19 protein-coding genes are annotated in these 20,796 nt (G+C 61.5%); 8 read left to right on the forward strand and 11 right to left on the reverse strand.

Annotated elements, in window-relative coordinates:
* Positions 1-132: 132 nt before the first annotated feature.
* The 6 genes from RWJ89_RS30090 to RWJ89_RS30115 form a co-directional block, all read right to left on the reverse strand.
* Entirely contained in the window at positions 133-1,884 is a 1,752-nt protein-coding gene (locus RWJ89_RS30090; RefSeq protein WP_077978981.1) for a flotillin family protein, read from the reverse strand.
* Entirely contained in the window at positions 1,881-2,528 is a 648-nt protein-coding gene (locus tag RWJ89_RS30095) for an OB-fold-containig protein (RefSeq protein ID WP_132612855.1), read from the reverse strand. The genes RWJ89_RS30090 and RWJ89_RS30095 overlap by 4 nt, the downstream gene beginning before the upstream one ends.
* Positions 2,529-2,533: 5 nt before the next feature.
* Positions 2,534-3,691: a PspA/IM30 family protein gene (locus RWJ89_RS30100; RefSeq protein WP_316031894.1), complete on the reverse strand. Its 1,158-nt coding sequence runs from the start codon at positions 3,689-3,691 to the stop codon at positions 2,534-2,536.
* Between the two features lie 132 nt (positions 3,692-3,823).
* Entirely contained in the window at positions 3,824-4,966 is a 1,143-nt protein-coding gene (locus tag RWJ89_RS30105) for an alpha-hydroxy acid oxidase (RefSeq protein ID WP_316031895.1), read from the reverse strand.
* Between the two features lie 124 nt (positions 4,967-5,090).
* The gene (gene guaD / locus RWJ89_RS30110) at positions 5,091-6,401 is read right to left on the reverse strand and encodes a guanine deaminase (protein WP_316031896.1); all 1,311 of its coding nucleotides are present in this window, start codon (positions 6,399-6,401) and stop codon (positions 5,091-5,093) included.
* Positions 6,398-7,636 (reverse strand): urate hydroxylase PuuD, encoded by a 1,239-nt coding sequence (locus RWJ89_RS30115; protein ID WP_017961574.1) that lies wholly within the window; start codon positions 7,634-7,636, stop codon positions 6,398-6,400. The genes guaD and RWJ89_RS30115 overlap by 4 nt, the downstream gene beginning before the upstream one ends.
* Before the next feature lie 112 nt (positions 7,637-7,748).
* Between RWJ89_RS30115 and RWJ89_RS30120 the strand changes: the two genes are divergently transcribed.
* Together RWJ89_RS30120 and RWJ89_RS30125 are read left to right on the forward strand one after the other, a co-directional pair.
* On the forward strand, positions 7,749-8,435 hold the full coding sequence (locus tag RWJ89_RS30120; RefSeq protein ID WP_316031897.1) for a Type 1 glutamine amidotransferase-like domain-containing protein: 687 nt from the start codon (positions 7,749-7,751) through the stop codon (positions 8,433-8,435).
* A 161-nt stretch (positions 8,436-8,596) separates the two neighbouring features.
* The gene (locus RWJ89_RS30125; RefSeq protein ID WP_168330373.1) at positions 8,597-8,929 is read left to right on the forward strand and encodes a hypothetical protein; all 333 of its coding nucleotides are present in this window, start codon (positions 8,597-8,599) and stop codon (positions 8,927-8,929) included.
* Between the two features lie 86 nt (positions 8,930-9,015).
* Here RWJ89_RS30125 and RWJ89_RS30130 read toward each other — a convergent pair whose 3' ends face one another.
* Positions 9,016-9,912 carry a LysR substrate-binding domain-containing protein gene (locus RWJ89_RS30130; protein ID WP_020051190.1) on the reverse strand — a complete coding sequence of 299 codons (897 nt, stop codon included), beginning with the start codon at positions 9,910-9,912 and terminating at the stop codon, positions 9,016-9,018.
* Positions 9,913-10,013: 101 nt separating this feature from the next.
* Between RWJ89_RS30130 and RWJ89_RS30135 the strand changes: the two genes are divergently transcribed.
* Positions 10,014-10,217 (forward strand): hypothetical protein, encoded by a 204-nt coding sequence (locus RWJ89_RS30135; protein ID WP_131664535.1) that lies wholly within the window; start codon positions 10,014-10,016, stop codon positions 10,215-10,217.
* Here the strand turns inward: RWJ89_RS30135 and xdhC are convergent.
* The 4 genes from xdhC to RWJ89_RS30155 all read right to left on the reverse strand — a co-directional run bounded on the left by xdhC (position 10,193) and on the right by RWJ89_RS30155 (position 16,177).
* The gene (gene xdhC, locus RWJ89_RS30140) at positions 10,193-11,008 is read right to left on the reverse strand and encodes a xanthine dehydrogenase accessory protein XdhC (protein WP_316028676.1); all 816 of its coding nucleotides are present in this window, start codon (positions 11,006-11,008) and stop codon (positions 10,193-10,195) included. The two genes, RWJ89_RS30135 and xdhC, sit on opposite strands and share 25 nt — an antisense overlap.
* 293 nt (positions 11,009-11,301) lie before the next feature.
* On the reverse strand, positions 11,302-13,641 hold the full coding sequence (gene xdhB, locus RWJ89_RS30145) for a xanthine dehydrogenase molybdopterin binding subunit (RefSeq protein ID WP_316031898.1): 2,340 nt from the start codon (positions 13,639-13,641) through the stop codon (positions 11,302-11,304).
* Between the two features lie 265 nt (positions 13,642-13,906).
* Positions 13,907-15,373: a xanthine dehydrogenase small subunit gene (xdhA, locus tag RWJ89_RS30150; RefSeq protein ID WP_316031899.1), complete on the reverse strand. Its 1,467-nt coding sequence runs from the start codon at positions 15,371-15,373 to the stop codon at positions 13,907-13,909.
* A 27-nt stretch (positions 15,374-15,400) separates the two neighbouring features.
* The gene (locus tag RWJ89_RS30155; RefSeq protein ID WP_316031900.1) at positions 15,401-16,177 is read right to left on the reverse strand and encodes a 3-hydroxybutyrate dehydrogenase; all 777 of its coding nucleotides are present in this window, start codon (positions 16,175-16,177) and stop codon (positions 15,401-15,403) included.
* Between the two features lie 157 nt (positions 16,178-16,334).
* On the opposite strand from RWJ89_RS30155, the gene glpK reads away from it, so the two are divergent.
* The 5 genes from glpK (at position 16,335) to RWJ89_RS30180 (ending at position 20,669) form a co-directional block, all read left to right on the forward strand.
* Entirely contained in the window at positions 16,335-17,828 is a 1,494-nt protein-coding gene (gene glpK, locus RWJ89_RS30160; RefSeq protein WP_077978965.1) for a glycerol kinase GlpK, read from the forward strand.
* 173 nt (positions 17,829-18,001) lie between these two features.
* Entirely contained in the window at positions 18,002-18,376 is a 375-nt protein-coding gene (locus RWJ89_RS30165) for a YciI family protein (protein ID WP_168284937.1), read from the forward strand.
* Complete coding sequence (locus RWJ89_RS30170; RefSeq protein ID WP_020051181.1) at positions 18,373-19,632, forward strand: RNA polymerase sigma factor; 1,260 nt, start codon at positions 18,373-18,375, stop codon at positions 19,630-19,632. Before RWJ89_RS30165 ends, RWJ89_RS30170 begins: the two co-directional genes overlap by 4 nt.
* Before the next feature lie 100 nt (positions 19,633-19,732).
* Positions 19,733-20,200, forward strand: coding sequence for an SRPBCC family protein (locus RWJ89_RS30175; protein ID WP_316031901.1), 468 nt, complete (start codon positions 19,733-19,735; stop codon positions 20,198-20,200).
* 178 nt (positions 20,201-20,378) lie between these two features.
* Entirely contained in the window at positions 20,379-20,669 is a 291-nt protein-coding gene (locus RWJ89_RS30180; RefSeq protein WP_316031902.1) for a GIY-YIG nuclease family protein, read from the forward strand.
* Positions 20,670-20,796 lie beyond the last annotated feature (127 nt).

Raw genomic sequence — 20,796 nt, forward strand, 5'->3', positions numbered from 1 at the left:
ATGATGCCGAAAAGTGTGTGCGGTTTTCGGGCGACATCATGCTCTAACTATTTAATTTAGAACAGGATTCAGATTTTAGGCCGAACCGGAGTAAAATCATCCTGCGCTAGTCCAGACCCGCTTGCGCGGCGATCAGTCCTTCTTTGGGGCCGGCTTCGGCGCCGGAGGGATGATCGTTTGTGTCGGCACTGCGGCCGGTATTGCCGGCTTTGCCGCGGCGTGCGTCGCCGGTCTTGCCGGTTTTGCACCATCGAGATTTCCAAGGAGGGATGAGATGGCATCGTCGCCTTCGAAGCCGGCTTCCTTCAACAATTTGTCGAGGATCGGTTTGTTGGCCTGGTAGGAGAGGAGCTGGCTAGCCAGTCCTTCACCGAGCCCGATGCCGTTTCCGCCGCCCGCTCCGTTTCCACGGCCAAGCATGCCGCCGGTGTCGAATATCCTGATATCCGAGATCTTCTCGATCGGCTTGACCGCTTCGGCGAGCGCCTGCGGAATGATGCGGATCCGTTCGCGGGTGATCTCGAACTCGATGATGGCTGAGCTCAGCTTGTTGCGGGCGTCGTTGAGCAATGCCTCGCTCTCGGCCGCGGCCTTGCCGGTTTCGAGAATGCCCTTGGCCTTGATGATCGCCGCATCCGCCTCGGCGGTGGCGAGCGTCTTGATGGCCTCGGCCTGGTCGCTTGCCGCCTGTTTTTCGGCTTCGGCGCCGACGGTAACGGCGGTCGCTTCCGTCTCGGCTTTCTTGCGTGCGTCGATGACGGCAATCTGCTTTTCGCGTTCGGCAATCTCGATCGCCTTGGCGGTGCCGACCTTTTCTTCTGCCGCTATCGCCAGCGCGCGGGCCGTTTCCGCAGCCGCCTTCGCTTCGGATTCTTCCCGGCTCTTGTTGGCAACGGCGATGGCGCTTTCCTGTGCCACGATCTGGAGGTCACGCTTGGCTTCGGTTTCGCGTTGCTGGACGGCGCGGGCGGCGTCGATGTTGGCGCTTTCGCGAGCCTGCTTGGCAGATGCCTCGCGTTCGGCGATCGCCTGTTCGGAAGCGATGCGGGCTTCCTCCTCAGCGCGTTTTGCGGCCTGCTCCTGCTGCGCGGTTTCGGCGCGTGTCGCTGCGGATTTGTTGGCGATGTCCCGTTCCTGGCTGAGTTCGGCTTCCCGCTTGGTTCGCTCGATGGTCAGCGATTGCTGACGGGCCTCGAGATCCTTTTGGGCGATGGCGACTTCGGTGTCGCGGACGATCTCGTTTCGCTCCTTCTTGCGTCCCTCGGTGATGCGGGTCAATGCCGCTAGGCCCTGCGCGTCGAAGAAGTTGTTGGCGTTGAAATGCTTGATATCGGTCTGGTCGAGGCGTGTCAGCGACACGGATTCGAGTTCGAGGCCGTTCGACTGGAGATCGGCGCCGACAGCTTCCTGCACGGCCTTGACGAAATCCATGCGCTGTTCCTGCAGCGCGTCGAGATTCATCGTCGCGGCCACCGAGCGAAGGCCGTCGACGAATTTCGCCTCGATCAGGATGCGGAGAGCCTCGGCATCGTTGGTGCGGTTGCCGAGTGTCTGAGCTGCAAGCGCAATCGAGGAGGCATCGGGTTTCACGCGCACATAGAATTCAGCGCCGATATCGACGCGCATGCGGTCCTTGGTGATCAGTGCATCGCCTTCGCCGCGGCGAACCTCGAGGCGCAGCGTCTTCAGGTTCACCCGGGCAGTCGAATGGAAGATTGGCAGGACGACCGAACCGCCGTCGAGCACGACCTTCTGGCCGCCGAGACCGGTGCGCACATAGGCCTCATCGCGGCTGGAGCGCGTGTAAAGAGAGGCGAGGACAAAACCGATGCCGAAGATCAGAACAATCCCAATGCCAGCTGGTAGAATAACGTCGTATATCATTGCTGCTCCCTCAAAGATTGATTGTCCGCATCGGCGGGGTCGACCGGCGCGGGAATGGCGATAAACACATTTGCCTTGTGATCGACGAGAAGAACCGAAGCGCCGATCGCGAGCGGACCTTCGCCCTTGGCAGCTCGGGCTCGAAGCACGTGCCAGTTTCCATGCTGATCCTTGACGCGGACGCGGCCCGGCAGTCCCTGATCGAGCGGGCCGATCGACACCTCGGCTGTCCGGCCGAGCAAGGCGTCGAGATCGACCGCGTAGGTTTCGTCGTGCGGTACGATCCGCGCCACGGTTCTGCTCGATGCCCTGACCATGGGGATGGTTGCGAGCGCGGCAGGTATGACGGCTATCAAGCTTGGCAGCGGCGCCCAGACGGCGTTGGCGACGGCCTGCAACGCAAAGCCCGTCATCGCGAAGAAGCCGAGCGTCAGCATCATGAGAATCAGCAGCGGAACACCGCCGAGATTGAGCCAGGAAAGGTAAGCCAGGATGCCGTCATGGCCATGAACCTCCGGCTTTCCCAGAAATTCCGTCATCGAAAAACCCATGACCATCGCGAGCATCTCGATCCCGGTCAGGCCGACAAGGATCGCTGCGGCGATGGCGAAGGGCGCACATTCCGGTGAAAAAAGGAGCTCCATCGGCGTTATCGGTTATCCGCCTTGAAGCGTGCGAGCCGGGCTTCGATTGCCTGATCGCGGTGCAGTCGGTCGAGTTCGTCCAATTCGGAACTGTGGCCATGCTCGCCAGTGGGAACTCCGGTCAGCCGCGAGACGGCTGCGGCAGCGCGGGCAGCATCTGCACCCGGTGCGGGCTGGCTGTGACCGGTCGCTGCTTGTTCGGGATGCCGGGCGATACTGCGCTTGAAATCGGCAAGGCGAGCGTCCGCCTCGCGGCGCGTGGCGAGCACGGCCTGCAAGGCTTTCTGCCCTTCGTCAACCTGCTCTCTGGCATCGGCCAGTGCCTTATCGAGCGCTGCGATCTGGGATTCGAGATCGATCTGACGGGCGACGCCGGCCTTTGCCAGGTCATCCCGCCCGGAGGAGACGGCGAGGCGGATCTTCTGGTCGAGCGCGTTCATGTCTTCGACGATTTCGTCTTTGCGACTCTGGATGCGGTATTCCTCCGCACGCGCCTTGCCGAGATCGGTGCGTGCCTCATCAGCCGCCGCATCGATCTCGCGGACCGCTTGTTCAATGACGGCGATCTTGTTTACGCCTTCCGCCTTGTCGATGGCCGCATTCGCGATGCCCGCGATCAGGCGACCCATGCGTGAGAGAATGCCTTCGTTCGTCATGTTTTCCTCCATCCGAGCGGAATTCGGCGTAACGCCGATGTGAATCTCGTAACGGTCATGGCCCGCAACGAGGTAGGCCGGAAAAATACTCTCCCATCCCCGTGAATAACCCGCGACATCGAAGGGCACGGCAACACGTCCGTGCACCGTGGCGATCGTCAGGTCCGAAGGGCCTTTGATGGCGAAGAGCTTGTCATCGAGCGGCAGATGAGTCGGATCGGCGGTGACGCCGCGATTGGCGGCGAAATCGCGAAGGCCAAGCGTGACCAGCCTGGCCGGCAGGCCCGTCTGCTCGCGGACAGTTTCATAGGCAAGGTCATGCAACACGACGAGATTGGCGCCCGTCCTGTCAGAGACGAGGCCGGTCAGGATTTCGATCATCCTGAGATAGGCGGCAATGGTGTCGTCCAGCGCCTGCCGGGCACTGTCGTCAGGCGCCAGCGTGTAGCGCAGCAGCGATGGATGCGGTGTCTTGCCTGTGGTAGCCATAGGCAAAACATAAAGCACCGCTTTTGTGCTTTCAAGATGCTGCGCTAAAAACACAACCTAGTCTTAACGCGCAGTTAGAAGGACCGAGGGCAGCGTCCAGCATCGAGATATATTTAGGAAGCCGTTGCCGTGTCCGTCGCGGGCGGCAGGTCATTGCCGCCCGTCGATGATCGAAGAATTCACGTCGTTGATGTCGCGCTTGCCGCAGAGCGCCATGGTGATGTCCATCTCCTTACGGATGATGCCGAGCGCCAGCGATACGCCTTCCTTGCCCATGGCGCCGAGACCATAAAGGAAGGGGCGGCCGATATAGGTGCCCCTGGCGCCAAGCGCCACAGCCTTCAGCACGTCCTGGCCGGAGCGGATGCCGCCGTCGAGATGGATCTCGATACGGTCGCCGACGGCGTCGACGATCTTCGGCAGCATGCTGATCGAGGAGGGGGCGCCGTCAAGCTGGCGGCCGCCGTGATTGGAGACGACGATTGCATCGGCGCCGGTGTCGACGGCCGCCTTGGCATCCTCCGGATCGAGTATGCCCTTGATGATCAGCGGGCCGCCCCATTGTTCCTTGATCCAGGCGACATCGGCCCAGGACAGCCGCGGGTCGAACTGCTCGTGCGTCCATGCGGAGAGCGAGGCGATACTGGAGACATTCTTCGCGTGGCCGACGATATTGCCGAAGCTGCGGCGCTTGGTCTGCAGCATATCCAGGCACCAGAAGGGCCGGGTCGCCATCTGCCAGACATGTTTCGGGGTGAATTTCGGCGGCGCCGACAGGCCGTTGCGCAGGTCCTTATGCCGCTGGCCGAGGATCTGCAGATCGGCGGTCAGCACCAGCGCCGAGCATCCGGCCGCCTTGGCGCGGTTGATGAGGTTGAGGACAAAATCCTTGTCCCTCATCACATAGAGCTGGAACCAGAAGGGGCGCGTCGTCGCTGACGCCACGTCCTCGATCGAGCAGATGCTCATCGTCGAAAGCGTGAAGGGAACGCCGAACTCCTCGGCGGCGCGTGCGGCCAGCATCTCGCCATCGGCATGCTGCATGCCGGTCAGGCCGGTCGGCGCCAAGGCCACCGGCATCGACACTTTCTGGCCGATCATCGTCGTTGCCAGCGTGCGGTTGGTCATATCGACCATCACCCGCTGGCGCAGCTTGATCTGGCTGAAATCGCTCTCGTTCGCCGCATAGGTGGACTCCGTCCAGGCGCCCGAATCCGCATAGTCGAAAAACATCTTCGGCACACGGCGCCGTGCCAGCTTTTTCAGGTCGGCGATGGTGAGCGGGGTGGCCATGAATTGAACCTTCACATCTGAATGCAGCCATCGGCCATAACATGAATTTGGCAGGAGCGTTACGGGAAATTGGAGCCCCGCCGGGCTGCCTTTCGCGGTCCGAATTCGAGAGTAACAGGGCGTGTCAGCAAAGCCCCGCCTTTAACGCAACGCCGGCCACATAGGTCTCGGCGATCGCCCGGTCGTCGCCCATCGTCTGCAGCAGGAAGAGTTCCTCGGGCAGCGTCTTCACCACTTCCATCTTTAGCGCCATGGCGGGTGTCGCCGTTGCATCGAGAATGACGAGATCGGCCTCGGTGCCGGGTTCCAGCGTGCCGATCCGGTCCGCCAGCGACAGGGCGTCGGCATTGCCGCGCGTCATCAGGTAATAGCTTTCCAGCGGGTTCAGCCGTTCGCCGAGCAACTGCTGGATCTTGTAGGCTTCGTCCATCGTCCGCAGCATCGAATAGCTGGAACCGCCACCGATGTCTGTGGCGACGCCGATGCGTACCGGCTTTTCGCGCCGCGCCAGCGCCTTCAACGGAAACAGTCCGGAGCCGAGGAAAAGGTTCGAGGTCGGGCAGTGGACGGCGACGGCACCTGCCTCGCTCATCACATCGGCCTCGCGCTCGGACAGATGGATGGCGTGGCCGAAGAGGCTTTTCGGCCCGAGCAGGCCATAGCGGGCGTAGATGTCGGTATAGTCGGTCGCGTCGGGATAGAGCTCGCAGGTAAATCGGATTTCGTCGTGATTTTCCGAAAGATGCGTCTGGATGTGCAGGTCGGGAAATTCGCGGGCAAGGGCTGATGTCGCTTCCATCTGCGCCGGTGTCGAGGTGATGGCGAAGCGCGGTGTGATGGCGACGTGGTTGCGGCCCTTGCCATGCCAGTCCGATATCACCTGGCGGGTCTCGTCATAGCCCATCTCGGGCGTGTCGAGCAGGCCCTGCGGGGCGTTGCGGTCCATCATCACCTTGCCGCCGACCATGCGCATATTGCGTCTCATCGCCTCGGCGAAGAAGGCGTCGGCCGAGGTCTTGTGCACGGAGCAATAGGCAACCGCCGTCGTCGTGCCGTGGCGGATCAGCTCGTCGTAGAAATGCGTGGCGATCCTTTCAGCATGCGCGCTTTCGACGAAACGGCATTCCTCGGGAAAAGTATAGGTATTCAGCCATTCGAGCAGGTTGGCGGCGTAGGAGGCGATCACCTGCATCTGCGGAAAATGCAGGTGCATATCGATGAAGCCCGGCATGATCAGGTGCGGGCGGTGGTCGATCTCGACCGTGTCTGCGGCTGCTTTTGCCTTGACGTCGGTATAGGGCCCGATTGCCGTGATCAGCCCATTCTCGATCAGCAGGCCGCCATGCTCTTCGTAAAGATAGCTTTGGCTGTCGGCGAGGCTTAGCGGCGCGCGGTGGAAGGAAAGCAGGCGGCCGCGCAGGAGTGTCGTCGTCATTGTTTCTTGCCTTCGACTGCGCTCTCGAACCAGGCGACCAGCAGCTTGCGTTCGTCCGGCGTTATATCGGTGATGTTGCCGGGCGGCATGGCATGGCTGCGGCCCGCCTGTATATAGATCTCGCGGGCATGGGCGGCGATTTCCGCGTCGTTTTCGAGCATCACGCCATTGGGCGGCCGCACGATACCCTCATAGACCGGCTCGGCCGCGTGGCACATGGAACAGCGCGTCGAGACCAGTTGCTTGACGGCGGGGAAATGCGGATCGCCGGCGAATTGCTGGAAGGCGGGCGCGACCGCCGCCGCATCGGTTTCGCCGGTCAGCAGCTTCGGCACGGTCGAAAGCCACATGATCAGGATGAAGAGAATGACGGTAACGATCCAGGTCCAGGTCGGTCGGCCCTTCCTGGCATGCGTCGTGTTGAACCAGTGGCGGATGGTGACGCCCATCAGGAAGACCAGAGCCGCGATCACCCAGTTGAATTGCGTACCAAAGGACAGCGGATAATGGTTCGACAGCATGAAGAAGATGACGGGCAGCGTCAGGTAGTTGTTGTGTAGCGAACGCTGCTTGGCGACCTGCCCGTATTTGGGATCGGGAACCCGTCCGGCGATGAGGTCGGCGACGACGATCTTCTGGTTCGGAATGATGATCATGAAGACGTTGGCCGACATGATCGTCGCGGTGAAGGCACCGAGATGCAGGAAGGCGGCGCGGCCGGTGAAGAGCTGCGTATAGCCCCAGGCCATGAAGACGAGCACGATATAGAGCACCGCCATCAGTCCCCAGGTGTTTCGCCCAAGCGGCGACTTACAGAGCAGATCGTAGACGACCCAGCCGACGCCGAGCGATGCCAGCGAGATCAGGATCGCAGTCGGCGGACTGATATCGAGCACATGCCGGTCGATCAGGAACAGGTCGGCGCCGCCGTAATAGACGATGCATAGCATCAGGAAGCCTGATATCCAGGTGAAATAACTCTCATATTTGAACCAGGTCAGGTGCTCCGGCATCTGGGCGGGTGCTACCAGATATTTCTGGATATGATAGAAGCCGCCGCCATGGACCTGCCATTCCTCGCCATAGGCGCCGGGTGGCAGATGTGGGCGTTTCACCAGTCCGAGATCGAGCGCGATGAAATAGAAGGACGATCCGATCCAGGCGATCGCGGTAATGACATGGAACCAACGCGCCGCGAAGGCGAGCCATTCCCATGCTATGGCATATTCATACATCGAGTTCCCCTATCTTCCTCCGACTCGTGACATTGCGGAAATTTTGGCGGGGAGGGAAGAGGAGATTGAAGGACACGCGCTCAATCGCTGACGCGGCCAAAGGAGCAATGGAATGATCACCGCACTCTACAGCGATCAGGTCATCGCCGAAAACGCGCCGATGGACCGCCGGCTTGCCGCGCTCGTCCTCGCGCGCGGGAACCGCATCGGCTATATTGCATCCGGTCCGGATCCGCAGCGCGCTTTTTTCGATGAGAAACGGCAGTATTACTTCAGCTACGGGCTTTCTCTCGATCCCTTCGTCGATCTCGACGCTCTCTCCGGCAACGAGGAGATCAGCCGGCTGTTTTCCTGCGACGCCATCCATCTTTCCGGCGGCCACACCGGCGATTTTTTGAGAAGGCTGCGGCAGAGTGGCATGCTCTACAAGCTGCGCTCATGGGCATTGGACGACGGCATTCTCGTCGGAACCAGTGCTGGGGCGATTTTGATGACGCCGACGATCGCAGTCGACGCGCTCTTTTCCGGCGGTTCGCCTGATGCGGCGCAGGACGGCGCGGCTCTTGATCTCCTGCCCTTCGAGTTCTTCCCGCATCTGAACGACGATCCCGGCTATCTCTCCGCGCTGCTGCGCTACAGCGAGACGACGGCAATCCCTATTCTCGCCTGCCGAGACGGCGAAGGTCTCATCCTCGGTAATGGGCTCGTCGAGATCTTCGGCGCTCCGCTGACGATTTCCGGCGGTTTTGCCGAAGCTGCCGATCGCGGCTGCATCGCCGATCTGCTGTTGCGTGCCTAAAAGCTGCCGAGAAGGCTGTGCATTATCTCCGCCCTATGCTGAATCTGCTAATTCAGCAGATCTTGAACTACGACGACTCGATTACAGTTATTTGCAGGCCGCCGGAGTGAAATAGAACCTTTAGATCATCGGCGGCGCATTCATCGACGGAGAAGATGCCCATGCGCAGCATTCTGACGTGTGTGATGATTGCGTATGCGTCGTTGGCGATGGCTCACGACGCACCCTCGGGGTGGAGTTATGACCCCTATTGTTGCAACGGCGACAGTCATAGCGGCGATTGCCAAATGATCCCTTCGAAAAGCGTGGCGGTGACGCCAGGCGGATATCGTGTGACGCTGATGCCGGGTGACCACCGGCTGGTCACGCATGCACATGTCTTTCTGCTGCCGATGACGCAGGCGATGCAATCCGGCGATAATGACTATCATCTCTGTCTGTTCCCGAACGAGGATACACCGCGCTGTTTCTACGCGCCGGAAATGGGATTTTGAAGCCGAGCCAAGACCGGACCCGGCTCACGAACCGGGTCCGGCATGTCGCTGCCCGAAAATGGCTGCACATTTTTAGGTGACATGCATCAATTTCCGGCTGCCTTCATCTCTTCGAGGATCCAGTTGCGGAAGGCCTTGATCTTGGGCACGTTGCGACGGTTTTCCGGGTAGACGAGCCAGTAGGCCTTGCCGTCGCTGCGGGTCAGTTCGAAGGGTTGATAGAGCCGGCCGAGCGCGATCTCGGCCGCATAGAAGGCAGGATGAAGGATGGCGACGCCATGGCCGGCGATCGCCGCATCGGCTTCGACCGCCTGAGAGCCGAGCTGGTTGCGCGGGCGCCGATCGAGATCCGTGTCTGTGACGCCGGCTGCCTCGAACCATTGTTTCCACCAGATGTCGCCGGCGTCGAAGATATCGAAGTTCAGGAGATCGCGCGGCTCCCTGATGCCACCTGCCGCCTCCGCCAGCTTCGGGCTCAGCATCGGCGTGAACTCCAGCCCCATCAGCCGGTGCAGCGCCAGCCCCGGCCAGTTGCCGTCGCCCCAGCGGATGCCGACATCGATCTGTTCGCGGGCGAAGTCGATGATGTCAGAACTCGCCTGAAAGCGCACCGCGATGGCCGGATGTTTCAAATGGAAGGAGCCAAGGCGCGGCGCCAGCCACTTCGAGGCGAAGGTATGGGTCGAACTGATGGCGAGCGTGCCTTCGACGCTGTCGCGCGCCGTCGCCATCGCGTCGTGCAGCATGGCGAAAGCTTCCGTCACCTTCGGGGCCAGCCGCTCGCCGGTGTCTGTCAGTGCGATCTGGCGGGGACGGCGCAGGAAGAGCGGCTCGCCGACATTCTCCTCCAGCAGCTTGATCTGATAGCTGACGGCCGTCTGCGTCATGCCGAGTTCGTCGCCCGCCTTGGTGAAACTTCCGAGCCGGGCAGCGGCTTCGAAAACGCGCAACGCATTCAGCGGGAATTGTTTCGACAGCTTCATGGATAAGTTCTCTTAATGCAGGCAGACGGTTGTTCGATTGGAATTGCAGCATTTTTGGCCGCAAACTGCAACTCATACCATCAATCTATCGAGGTGATGTCATGGACTGCCATGTTATCGAAGAGAGCCGGCCGCAGCCAAGAATCCAGATTTTCCGGCGCCTTGCCGGCTGGCTGGCAAGCGGCCCTGACCGTTTCTGCCGTCTGCCCCGGCTCGATCTCACTGCTGCGCCGGACCGCGTTAAGCGCGATCTTGGTTTCCTCGACGGGCGCGATCCCTATTACGAGGACGAGCGCATGCGGTAGGCAGCGAGCGCCGTCAGGATCTCGGCGGCGGTCAAGGCGGCGATCACCTCAGGGCGCTTGTCCCTGACCGCGGCGCCGCCGATCGGCAGCGTCAACCGCTCGAGCCAGCCACGCTCACCGCCGCCTTCCCGGGAAAGCCAGCTGGCGAAGGTGGCGCGCTTGGTGGCCGAGCCGATCATGCCGGCATAGGCGAGATCCGTTCTTTCCAGCGCTTCGCGGGCGATGAGGAAATCCAGCGCGTGGTCGTGCGTCAGGATGACGATCGCGCCGCCAGCCGGAATATCCTTCACCAGCGCTTCGGGCATCGGCATGAGCCGCGTCTTCGTCTCGGGAGGCAGGTTGGCGAGTTCCTCCTGCCGCGTCTCGACAACCGTCACCGACAGCGGCAGCGGCGCAAGGGCCGTTGCCAGCGCCCGGCCGACATGGCCGGCGCCGAAGAGATAGACCGCCGGCAGACACTCGATCTCGCCGGCAAGTCTTGCCTCGATTTCCTCGGTAACCGCCCGCGTCACCCGGCGAAACCGCAATTGCGTGCGCCCACCGCAGCACTGACCGATCTCAGGCCCGAGCGGGATATCCATCTCCGCCATCCCGCCGGTTCCCGCGAGCAAGTCCCGCGCATTCGCGATCGCCATGAATTCGAACTGGCCGCCGCCGATCGTGCCCCATAACGCGGTTTGCGATACCAGCATGAAGGTACCGGCCTCGCGTGGGGTCGAGCCCTGCGTGCCGGTGATATCGACGAGGATGCAGTCTGGGTGGGCGGCGAGGAAGGGGTGGATGCCGGTCATGGATGGCTGACCGATGGGTTCGCGGGTGTGTCACCCCCCTCTGTCCTGCCGGACATCTCCCCCACAAGGGGGGAGATCGGTATGAGGCGGCGACTTCCCGGAACAGAGAAGTCGTAGCGCAGAGTCGGACTTTGGTGATGTAGCGGCAAGGTAGTAAGGCGCAGAGCATTCCTTCTTGCTGATCTCCCCCCTTGTGGGGGAGATGTCCGGCAGGACAGAGGGGGGTATCGCTCACTCCAAGCTCTCTGCCCGTCCTGCTCAGCCAACAAACCAGCCGGACGCGTTTCCATCTGTTATACCCGCTTCATCCGCTCGACCGCCATCAGCACCCGTTCCGGCGTCGCCGGGGCGTCGAGCCTCGGGCAGACCTTGTAGTTGGCCACACTTGCTACCGCCATCGACAGCGCTTCCAGCACCGAGATCGCCAGCATCAAGGGTGGTTCGCCGACGGCCTTGGAGCGGCCGATGATGGCCTCAGTGTTCTCGGACCATTCGGCAAGGCGCACGTTGAAGATCTTCGGGCGGTCGGAAGCGAGCGGGATCTTGTAGGTCGAGGGAGCATGGGTGCGCAGCCGGCCCTTGTCGTCCCACCAGAGCTCTTCCGTCGTCAGCCAGCCCAGGCCCTGGACGAAGGCGCCTTCGACCTGGCCCATGTCGATCGCCGGGTTCAGCGAGCGGCCGACATCGTGAAGGATGTCGGTGCGATCGATCAGATATTCGCCCGTCAGCGTGTCGATCGAAACCTCAGTGCAGGAGGCGCCGTAGGCGAAATAATAGAAGGGCGTGCCGCGGCCGGCCTTGCGGTCCCAGTGAATCTTCGGCGTCTTGTAGAAGCCGGCGGCGGAAAGCTGGACGCGGGCGAGATAGGCCTGCTTGATGAAATCGGGGAAGGGGATCTCGATCTCGCCGACGCGCACGCGGTTCGGCAGGAAGACGACATCGGCGGCCCCAACATCCCATTTCTCGGCGGCAAAGGCGACCAGCCGTTCCTTGATCTGGCGAGCGGCGTCATAGGCGGCCATGCCGTTCAAGTCCGAGCCGGAGGAGGCGGCGGTGGCCGAGGTGTTCGGCACCTTGGCCGTCGTCGTCGCGGTGATCTTTACCCTGTCGATATCGACCTGGAAGCTGTCGGCCAGCACCTGCGCCACCTTGGTATAGAGGCCCTGGCCCATTTCGGTGCCGCCATGGTTCAGGTGGATCGAGCCGTCCTGGTAGATGTGGACGAGGGCGCCTGCCTGGTTGAAGGCGGTCATGGTGAAGGAAATGCCGAATTTCACCGGCGTCAGCGCGATGCCCTTTCTTATGTAGCGGCTGTCGCGGTTGAAGGCGATGATGGCGTTGCGCCGCGCCCGGTATTCGGCCGTTTCCTCCAACTCCTCGACGATGCGGGCGATGATGTTGTCCTCGACCTCCTGATGGTAGGGGGTGAGCGTACGCCCGGAGCCCGGCTGACCATAGAAATTCAGCTTGCGGACATCAAGCGGGTCTTTGCCGACGACATAGGCGATCTCCTCGATGAAGCGTTCGGCGCCGAGCATGCCCTGCGGCCCGCCGAAACCGCGGAAGGCGGTGTTAGAGACGGTGTGCGTCTTCAGCGGCTTCGAGGTCAGATGCACATGCGGATAGAAATAGCTGGAATCGGCATGGAAGAGGGCACGGTCGGTCACCGGCCCTGAGAGGTCGGAGGAGAAACCGCAGCGCGCCGCATAAGTGGCGTCGACCGCATGGATGCGGCCTTCAGCGTCGAAGCCGAGTTCGTAATCGACGAGGAAATCGTGGCGCTTGCCGGTGGCGCTCATATCCTCGTCGCGATCAGGGCGGAATTTGATTGCGCGGCCGAGCTTCTTGGCGGCGATCGCCGCAAGTGCTGCGAACTGATTGCCCTGCGTTTCCTTGCCACCGAAGCCGCCGCCCATGCGGCGCACGTTGACTGTCACTGCGTTCGAAGGGATGTCGAGTACGTGGCCGACGATGTGCTGGATCTCGCTTGGATGCTGCGTCGAGGACCAGACGGTGACCTCGTCGTCCTCGCCGGGGATCGCCACGGCGATATGGCCTTCGAGGTAGAAATGCTCCTGTCCGCCGATGCGCATCTGACCTTTCAGACGCATGGCAGCATTCGTCATTTCCGTTTCCGGCTCGCCGCGGTGCAGCGTCATCGGGGTGATGACGAGCGGGCTGCCATTGGCGAGCGCGCCGTCGATATCGCTCCAGTGCGGCAGGTCGCGATAGTCGATCTTTGCCAGCTGCGCGGCGCGGCGGGCGGCATCACGCGTCTCGGCGATGACGGCAAAGATCGGTTGGCCATGAAACTGAACTAGAGTTTCGGCCAGCAGCGGCTCGTCATGGCTGCCGTTGGAGCTGACGTCGTTGATACCGGGCACGTCCTTGCCGGTGAAAACCCAGACGACGCCGGGATGCGCGGCGACCGCGGAAAGGTCGATGCTGAGGATTTCGGCATGCGCCCGATCTGAGAGGCCGACGGCGCCATGCAGCAGATCTGCGGGTTCGGGAATATCGTCGATATAATCAGCGGTTCCGGTGACATGCTTATGCGCTGAATCATGCCGCAGCGAGCCGTGCATCGGGCCGTTGATGATGGCTTTGCGGTCTTCGAAGGTGGATTTGTCCATTAGCGGCGTCCTCCGCGAAGGGAGCGATGGGATGCGGTTACTCCGCACTCCCTCATTCCTGTGCCTGTCACAGGAATCCAGCCACCGCGCGTCTGCGCGGTGAATGACTCATATGACACTAAGCAAAAGTCTCTCGCGCCCAAGGACTTGGGCACGCTGGATTCCTGTGACAGGCACAGGAATGAGGGAGGGGAGGCGACCGCGGCCGTTCCCATCGAAGCTTGCGACCAGGTCTTGGAGATCAGGCGGACGGTCGCTTTTTTCATTACGCCACCTCCTCGAACCGCTTCAGCTCCGCCGGCGCGCCCACGGTCTCGAGATAGAACCGCGTCAACAGGTTCTTCGCCGTCAGTTGTCGGTATTCCGCCGTGGCGCGCCAGTCGGTCAGCGGCTGGTAGTCGGCGTCGAATGCGTGGCGGGCTGCCTCGATCGTTACTTCCGTCCATGGTTTGCCGATCAACTCGGCCTCCACCGTGCGGGCGCGTTTCGGCCTTGCCGCCATGCCGCCGAAGGCGATGCGGATGTCGGAAACGATTTCTGCCTCGTCGAGCGTCAGCAGGAAGGCGCCGAGCACGGCAGTGATGTCCTCGTCGCGGCGCTTGGTGATCTTGTAGGCGGCAAAGCGGCTTGTTCCCGCCGGATAGGGCACGTAGACGCTTTCGACGAATTCGCCGGGCTTTCGGTCCTGCTTGCCATAGGCGATGAAGAAATCCTCGAGCGGCATTCTGCGCTGACCTTCCAGGGACCGCAGCGTCAGCGTCGCGCCGAGCGCGATCAGCGGCGGCGGGCTGTCGCCGATCGGCGAGCCGTTGGCGATGTTGCCGCCAATCGTGCCCATGTTGCGCACCTGCTCGCCGCCGACGCGATCGATCAACCGGCCGAGCGCCAGGATTTTCTGAGAGGTTGCTTCGAAGGCCTTGGTGTAGCTGACGCCGGCGCCGATGGTAACGCCGTCCTCGCCTTCCGTGACCGATTGCAATTCGCTCAAATGATTGATGAAGACAACCGGGCTCAGCCTGCGCATCTGCTTCGTCACCCAGAGGCCGACGTCCGTCGCGCCGGCGACGATAATTGCGTCGGGTTCCTGCGAGAGGACCTCGGCCAGCGCCTGGACCGAAGCCGGCACGATCAGCCGGTCCTCGCCATTCGCAATCCTGATCGTACCGCTCGCCTGCATTGCCCAAAGCCGCGAGACGATTTCAGAGCGCGTCCGTTCCAGCGGATCGAAGAGCGTGCTCGGCCGCATCAGGCTCACCTGCTCGGCGGCCTTGACGATCGGCTCATAGCCCGTGCAGCGACAGAGATTGCCTTGCAGCGCCTTTTCGATTTCCTGGCGGCTCGGCTTTTCCTTGGCGAGCCAGAGACCGTAAAGCGACATGACGAAGCCTGGGGTGCAGAAGCCGCATTGCGAGCCATGACAATCGACCAATGCCTGCTGGACGGGATGCAGGGCGCCGTCCCTGCCGGCCAGATGCTCGACCGTTACCACATGGGTGGCGTGCAGCGAGCCGATGAAACGGATGCAGGCATTGACGGATTCATAGGCGAGCTTGCCGTCGGCCAGCCGGCCGACGAGCACGGTGCAGGCGCCGCAATCGCCCTCGGCGCATCCTTCCTTGGTGCCCGTCAGCCGTCGCTTCAACCGCAGAAAATCGAGAAGCGTCTCGGTCGGCGCGACATCGGTAAGCGTGATGTCCTCGCCATTGAGGATGAAGCGGATGCTGTCGTTCATGATGTTCCCGGTTGTTTTTCCAAATGGTTAAGCCGCCGTCCAGCCCCCGTCAATCGAGATATGCGTTCCGGTCACCTGGCGGGCGGCGTCGCTGGCGAGGTAGAGCGACAGTGCGCCGATCTCCTCGGCCTTGACGAATTCATGCGTCGGCTGCGCCTTGAGGATGACTTCGCTCTTTACCTGCTCCTCGGTCATGCCGCGGGCCTTGGCGGTGTCCGGGATCTGCTTCTCGACGAGCGGGGTCAGCACGTAGCCGGGGCAAATGGCGTTCACGGTCACGCCGAACTCGGCAAGCTCGAGTGCTGCCGTCTTCGTCAGGCCTAATATACCATGTTTTGCCGCGACATAGGCGGATTTGAAGGGAGAGGCGACGAGGCCGTGGGCCGAGGCAATGTTGATAATGCGGCCATGCTTCTTCATCTTCATCAGCGGGATTGCGGCGCGCATGGTATGAAAGGAACTCGACAGATTGATCGCGATGATCTGATCCCATTTCTCGATCGGGAAATCCTCGATCTTCTCGACGTGCTGGATGCCGGCATTGTTGACCAGGACATCGACGCTGCCGAAGGTCTTGGCAGCCGTTTCGATCAGGTCGGCGATCTCGGCCGGCTTCGTCATGTCGGCCGGATGATAGAGCGCCCGGCCTTTGGACAATGATTCAAGCCGTTCGACGATCGCATTGATTTCATCAGCCTTTCCGAAACCATTGATGACGACGTTGTCGCCCGTTTCGGCGAAGGCAGTGGCGATCGCAAGGCCGATGCCGCTGGTGGAACCGGTGACGACAACTGTTCTGCTCATGCTGTTCTCCCTGAAATCGCGATGCTGCGTTGCAGCGTTGACTGCGAGGTTATGCCTAAAGCCGGCGGGCTGGCAATTCCGCTTTATTCGCTTTTCTCGCCCGCATCCGTGGCCTATTGATTTGTCACGATAATCCACATGTTAAGGGAGGAATTTCATGAGCGGATATGTTCTGGCGATCGATCAGGGAACGACGTCGACGCGGGCGATCGTCTTCGATGGCGACATGCATGTCGCCGGCAAGGGCCAGAAGGAATTTACCCAGATCTATCCGCGCTCCGGCTGGGTCGAGCACGATCCCGAGGAGATCTGGGATTCGGTCGTCTCCACCGTCCACATGGCGCTGCGCGATGCCGGGATCGAGGCTAGGGATCTTGCAGCGCTCGGCATCACCAACCAGCGCGAGACCGTCGTCGTCTGGGAGCGCGAGACGGGCCGGCCGATCCAGAATGCCATCGTCTGGCAGGACCGGCGTACGGCAAGCTATTGCGACAATCTGAAACGGCAGGATCTCGAGCGGCTGTTCACGAAGAAGACCGGGCTGATCCTCGATCCCTATTTTTCCGGCACCAAGCTCTCATGGATGCTGGCTAACGTGAAGGGCGCGCGGGCGCGCGCCGCCAGGGGCGATCTCTGCTTCGGCACGATCGACACCTTCCTGATCTGGCGGCTGACGGGTGGCAAGAGCTTCGTCACCGATGCCACCAACGCCTCGCGCACGCTGATGTACAACATTGCCGAAAACACGTGGGACGAGGATCTGCTTGAGATTCTGAGAGTCCCCGCCGCCATGCTGCCGGAGGTCAAGGATTGCGCCGCCGATTTCGGCACGGTCGATCCTGATATTTTCGGTGCTGCTATCCCGATCCTCGGCGTGGCCGGCGATCAGCAGGCAGCGACCATTGGCCAGGCGTGTTTTGCGCCGGGCATGATGAAATCAACCTACGGCACCGGCTGTTTCGCGCTGCTCAATACCGGCGCCGATATGGTGCGGTCCAAAAACCGGCTGTTGACCACCATCGCCTACCGCCTGAACGGCGAGACGACCTATGCGCTGGAAGGTTCGATCTTCATCGCCGGCGCCGCGGTGCAATGGCTGCGGGACGGGCTCGGCATCATCGGCAGCGCCGCCGAGACCAACGCCCTTGCCGAAAGGGCCGATCCGACACAGGAGGTCTACCTCGTGCCCGCCTTCACCGGGCTCGGCGCGCCGCACTGGGATGCGAAGGCGCGCGGTGCGATCTTCGGGCTGACGCGCAACAGCGGCCCGGCAGAACTCTCCCGGGCGGCGCTGGAGGCCGTCTGCTACCAGACCCGCGATCTGCTCGACGCCATGCAGAAGGACTGGAAGAACGGCACCGACGACACCGTGCTGCGCGTCGACGGCGGCATGGTCGCCTCTAACTGGACGATGCAGCGCCTTGCCGATTTGCTCGATGCCCCGGTCGACCGCCCGGTGATCCTGGAGACGACGGCGCTGGGGGCTGCCTGGCTCGCCGGCAGCCGGGCAGGGGTGTGGCCGGACCGGGACGGTTTTTCGGCGACGTGGAAACGCGATCGGCGGTTCGAGCCCGAGATGGACGAGAAGGTGCGGGCGGCAAAGCTCAAGGGTTGGAAGAATGCGGTCAAGCGGACGCTGAGTGAGGGGTAAGGGGGCGGATGGAGCCGCGATATAACTCCGCTCGTTTCTGCGAGATACTCGGCTATTTCTGTAGCCACGGCGTTGTCTGCTCGAGAAGATCACGAATTTCCGGTCAATAATTTTTTGATGCGGCCTGTCGGGTAAGCGGTTACTCCTTCGTCATTCAAAAAGAGGAGTGAGCGATGCTTTATGCAATCCTTTGTTACGCCTATGAGGAAACCGTCTTCGCCTGGAGCAAGGAGGAGGAGGCTGCCGTCATGGAGAAACTCTACGCCGTGCAGGAGCCGCTTGCCGCATCCGGCAAACTCGGCCCCGTCGGCCGGCTGATGCCGACGACGGCTGCGACCACGGTGCGCAAGGGCAGGGACGAGCCCTTGGTCATCGATGGGCCTTTTGCGGAAACGAAAGAGGCGCTTCTCGGCTTCTATGTCGTCGACTTTGAAACGCTCGACGAGGCGATCACCTTCTCGAAGCAGCTTTCATCCGTCAATCCAGGTTCCACCTCTTACGAAATTCGGCCTTTCTACGTCTTCAGGCCCGGAGATGCTTCATCATGACAGACATTGCCTGGATCGACCTCGCGCTTGCATCGGCCCGCCCGAAGGCGCTCGGCGCGCTGCTGCGCTATTTCCGCAATCTCGATACCGCGGAAGAGGCGTTTCAGGAAGCGTGTCTGAGGGCGATCCGGACATGGCCGGAGAAAGGGCCGCCGCGTGATCCCACAGCCTGGCTCATCTTCGTCGGCCGCAACAGCGGCATCGATGCGGTGCGCAAACGGGCGAAGATCCAGGCTCTGCCGGATGAGGACGTCATTTCCGATACCGAGGATGCCGAAAGCGATATCGCCGAGCGGCTGGATGATTCCAATTATCGCGACGATATCCTGCGGCTGCTGTTCATCTGCTGCCATCCCGATCTGCCGGCGACCCAGCAGATCGCGCTGGCGCTGCGCATCGTTTCCGGGCTTTCGGTGCCGCAGATCGCGCGTGCCTTCCTGGTTTCCGAAAGCGCCATGGAACAGCGCATCACCCGCGCCAAGGCGCGCGTCGCCAAGGCTGGGGTGCCTTTCGAAACGCCGAGCCCGCAGGAAAGAGCCGAACGGCTCTCGATCGTCAGCACGATGATCTACCTGATCTTCAACGAGGGCTACAGCCAGGCCGATCCCAGGCACGAGGCGGCTGCCTTCAGCGACGAAGCGATCCGGCTAGCTCGGTTGATGCTGCATATCTTCCCGTCGGAACCGGAGCTGATGGGGCTGCTTGCGCTCATGCTCCTGCAGATCTCGCGCCGGCCGGCGCGCTTCAATGCCGGAGATGAGATCGTGCTGCTCGAAGATCAGGACCGGTCGCTCTGGAACCGGCCCTTCATCAACGAGGCTTTAGCGCTGCTCGACAAGGCGCTGCGCCATCGTCAGCCCGCTCCTTATCAGATTCAGGCAGCCATCGCCGCCGTTCATTCCCGCGCAAAACGGGCCGAGGATACCGATTGGGTGGAGATCGATCTGCTCTATCGCGCGCTCGAGCGTCTCCAGCCGTCGCCTGTCATAACGCTGAACCGGGCGGTGGTCGTTTCCAAGCTCCAGGGTGCGCAGGATGCGCTCGACCTCATCGATCCGCTTGGCGAGAAACTCGGCGGCTATTTCTACTATCACGGCTTACGGGGCGGACTGCTGAAGCAGCTTGGCTTGACCAGCCAGGCGCGCGAAGCCTTCGACCGCGCCATTGCGCTCGCCCATTCGGCGGCTGAAGCAGCCCATATCCGTCGGCAGATCGACAAGATGCAGGAAGAGGCCACGCAGCCGATCGCAAAATAAAATGCGAAAAAGCCGGAGCGTTGTCGGAACGGCGAACTCTGACACGTCCTTGTAACAACCTGAGAGGAAACAGGTTTCATTCAAATGGAGAGATGTCGACATGACCGCCAGCACGCAACATGAACTCGTCCTCGTTCGCGAATTCGACGCGCCGCGCGAGAAGATCTACAAGGCATGGACCGATCCCGCCTTGCTGAAGCAGTGGTTCGTGCCGCGTCCCTGGGGTGTGACCGAAGCAATGCTCGACGTCCGCCCCGGCGGTTCCAGCGTCGTCGTCATGCATGACCCCGAGGGCAATCAATACCCGAACCGTGGCGTCTATCTCGAAATCGTCGAGAACGAGAAGATCGTCTTCACCGATGCCTATACCAGCGCTTGGGTGCCTTCCGAGAAACCGTTCTTCACGGGCCTCATCCTGCTCGAAGATCTCGGCAACGGTCGCACGAAATATACCGCCAAGGCGCTGCACTGGCGCGCCGAGGACAAGGAAGCGCACGAGAAGATGGGTTTCCACGAAGGATGGGGCAAGGCTGCGGACCAACTGGCGGAGCTGCTGGCGAAGATGTGAGCGGCGCGGTGAGACCGCGTCGTGCTGACGCTTGAAGCAAGGTTTGAGGCGGTTCGAAAGATGATTCCGCCGATGCTTCGAAGTCGTTGAATTCAGATTCGAATTCGCGGTTTTTGGCGTCTCTGACGAAGTAGGATTTCCCTATGCGTTCCACAGCACCATGTGTCATGCTTCTGGCATGAAGGGGTACGTCTACATCCTGGCATCCGCACGCAACGGCACGCTCTATACCGGTGTGACACGGGACCTTGCCGGCCGGCTATACGAACATCAGAACGAGCTGACGCCCGGCTTTACATCGAAATATGGCGTCAAGACGCTTGTGTGGTTTGAGGAGCATGACCTGCTGACGACTGCAATTACGCGTGAGAAGACAATCAAGAAATGGCCACGGCGGTGGAAGCTCAATCTCATTGAGAGGGAGAATCCCGACTGGGAGGATATTTCATTTCACCTCTTGGGTCTGTGAAGAGGTGAGTCTCTTGTCGCGCGGACGCGCGACTGCTGGATTCCTGTGACAGGCACAGGAATGAGGGAGCAAGAGGAACGCATCCTGCCACTCATGCCCTTTATCATCAGGTTTTAGACTGGATGAA

The organism is Rhizobium sp. 10PS4 (assembly GCF_032464805.1).
Taxonomy (GTDB): domain Bacteria; phylum Pseudomonadota; class Alphaproteobacteria; order Rhizobiales; family Rhizobiaceae; genus Rhizobium; species Rhizobium laguerreae.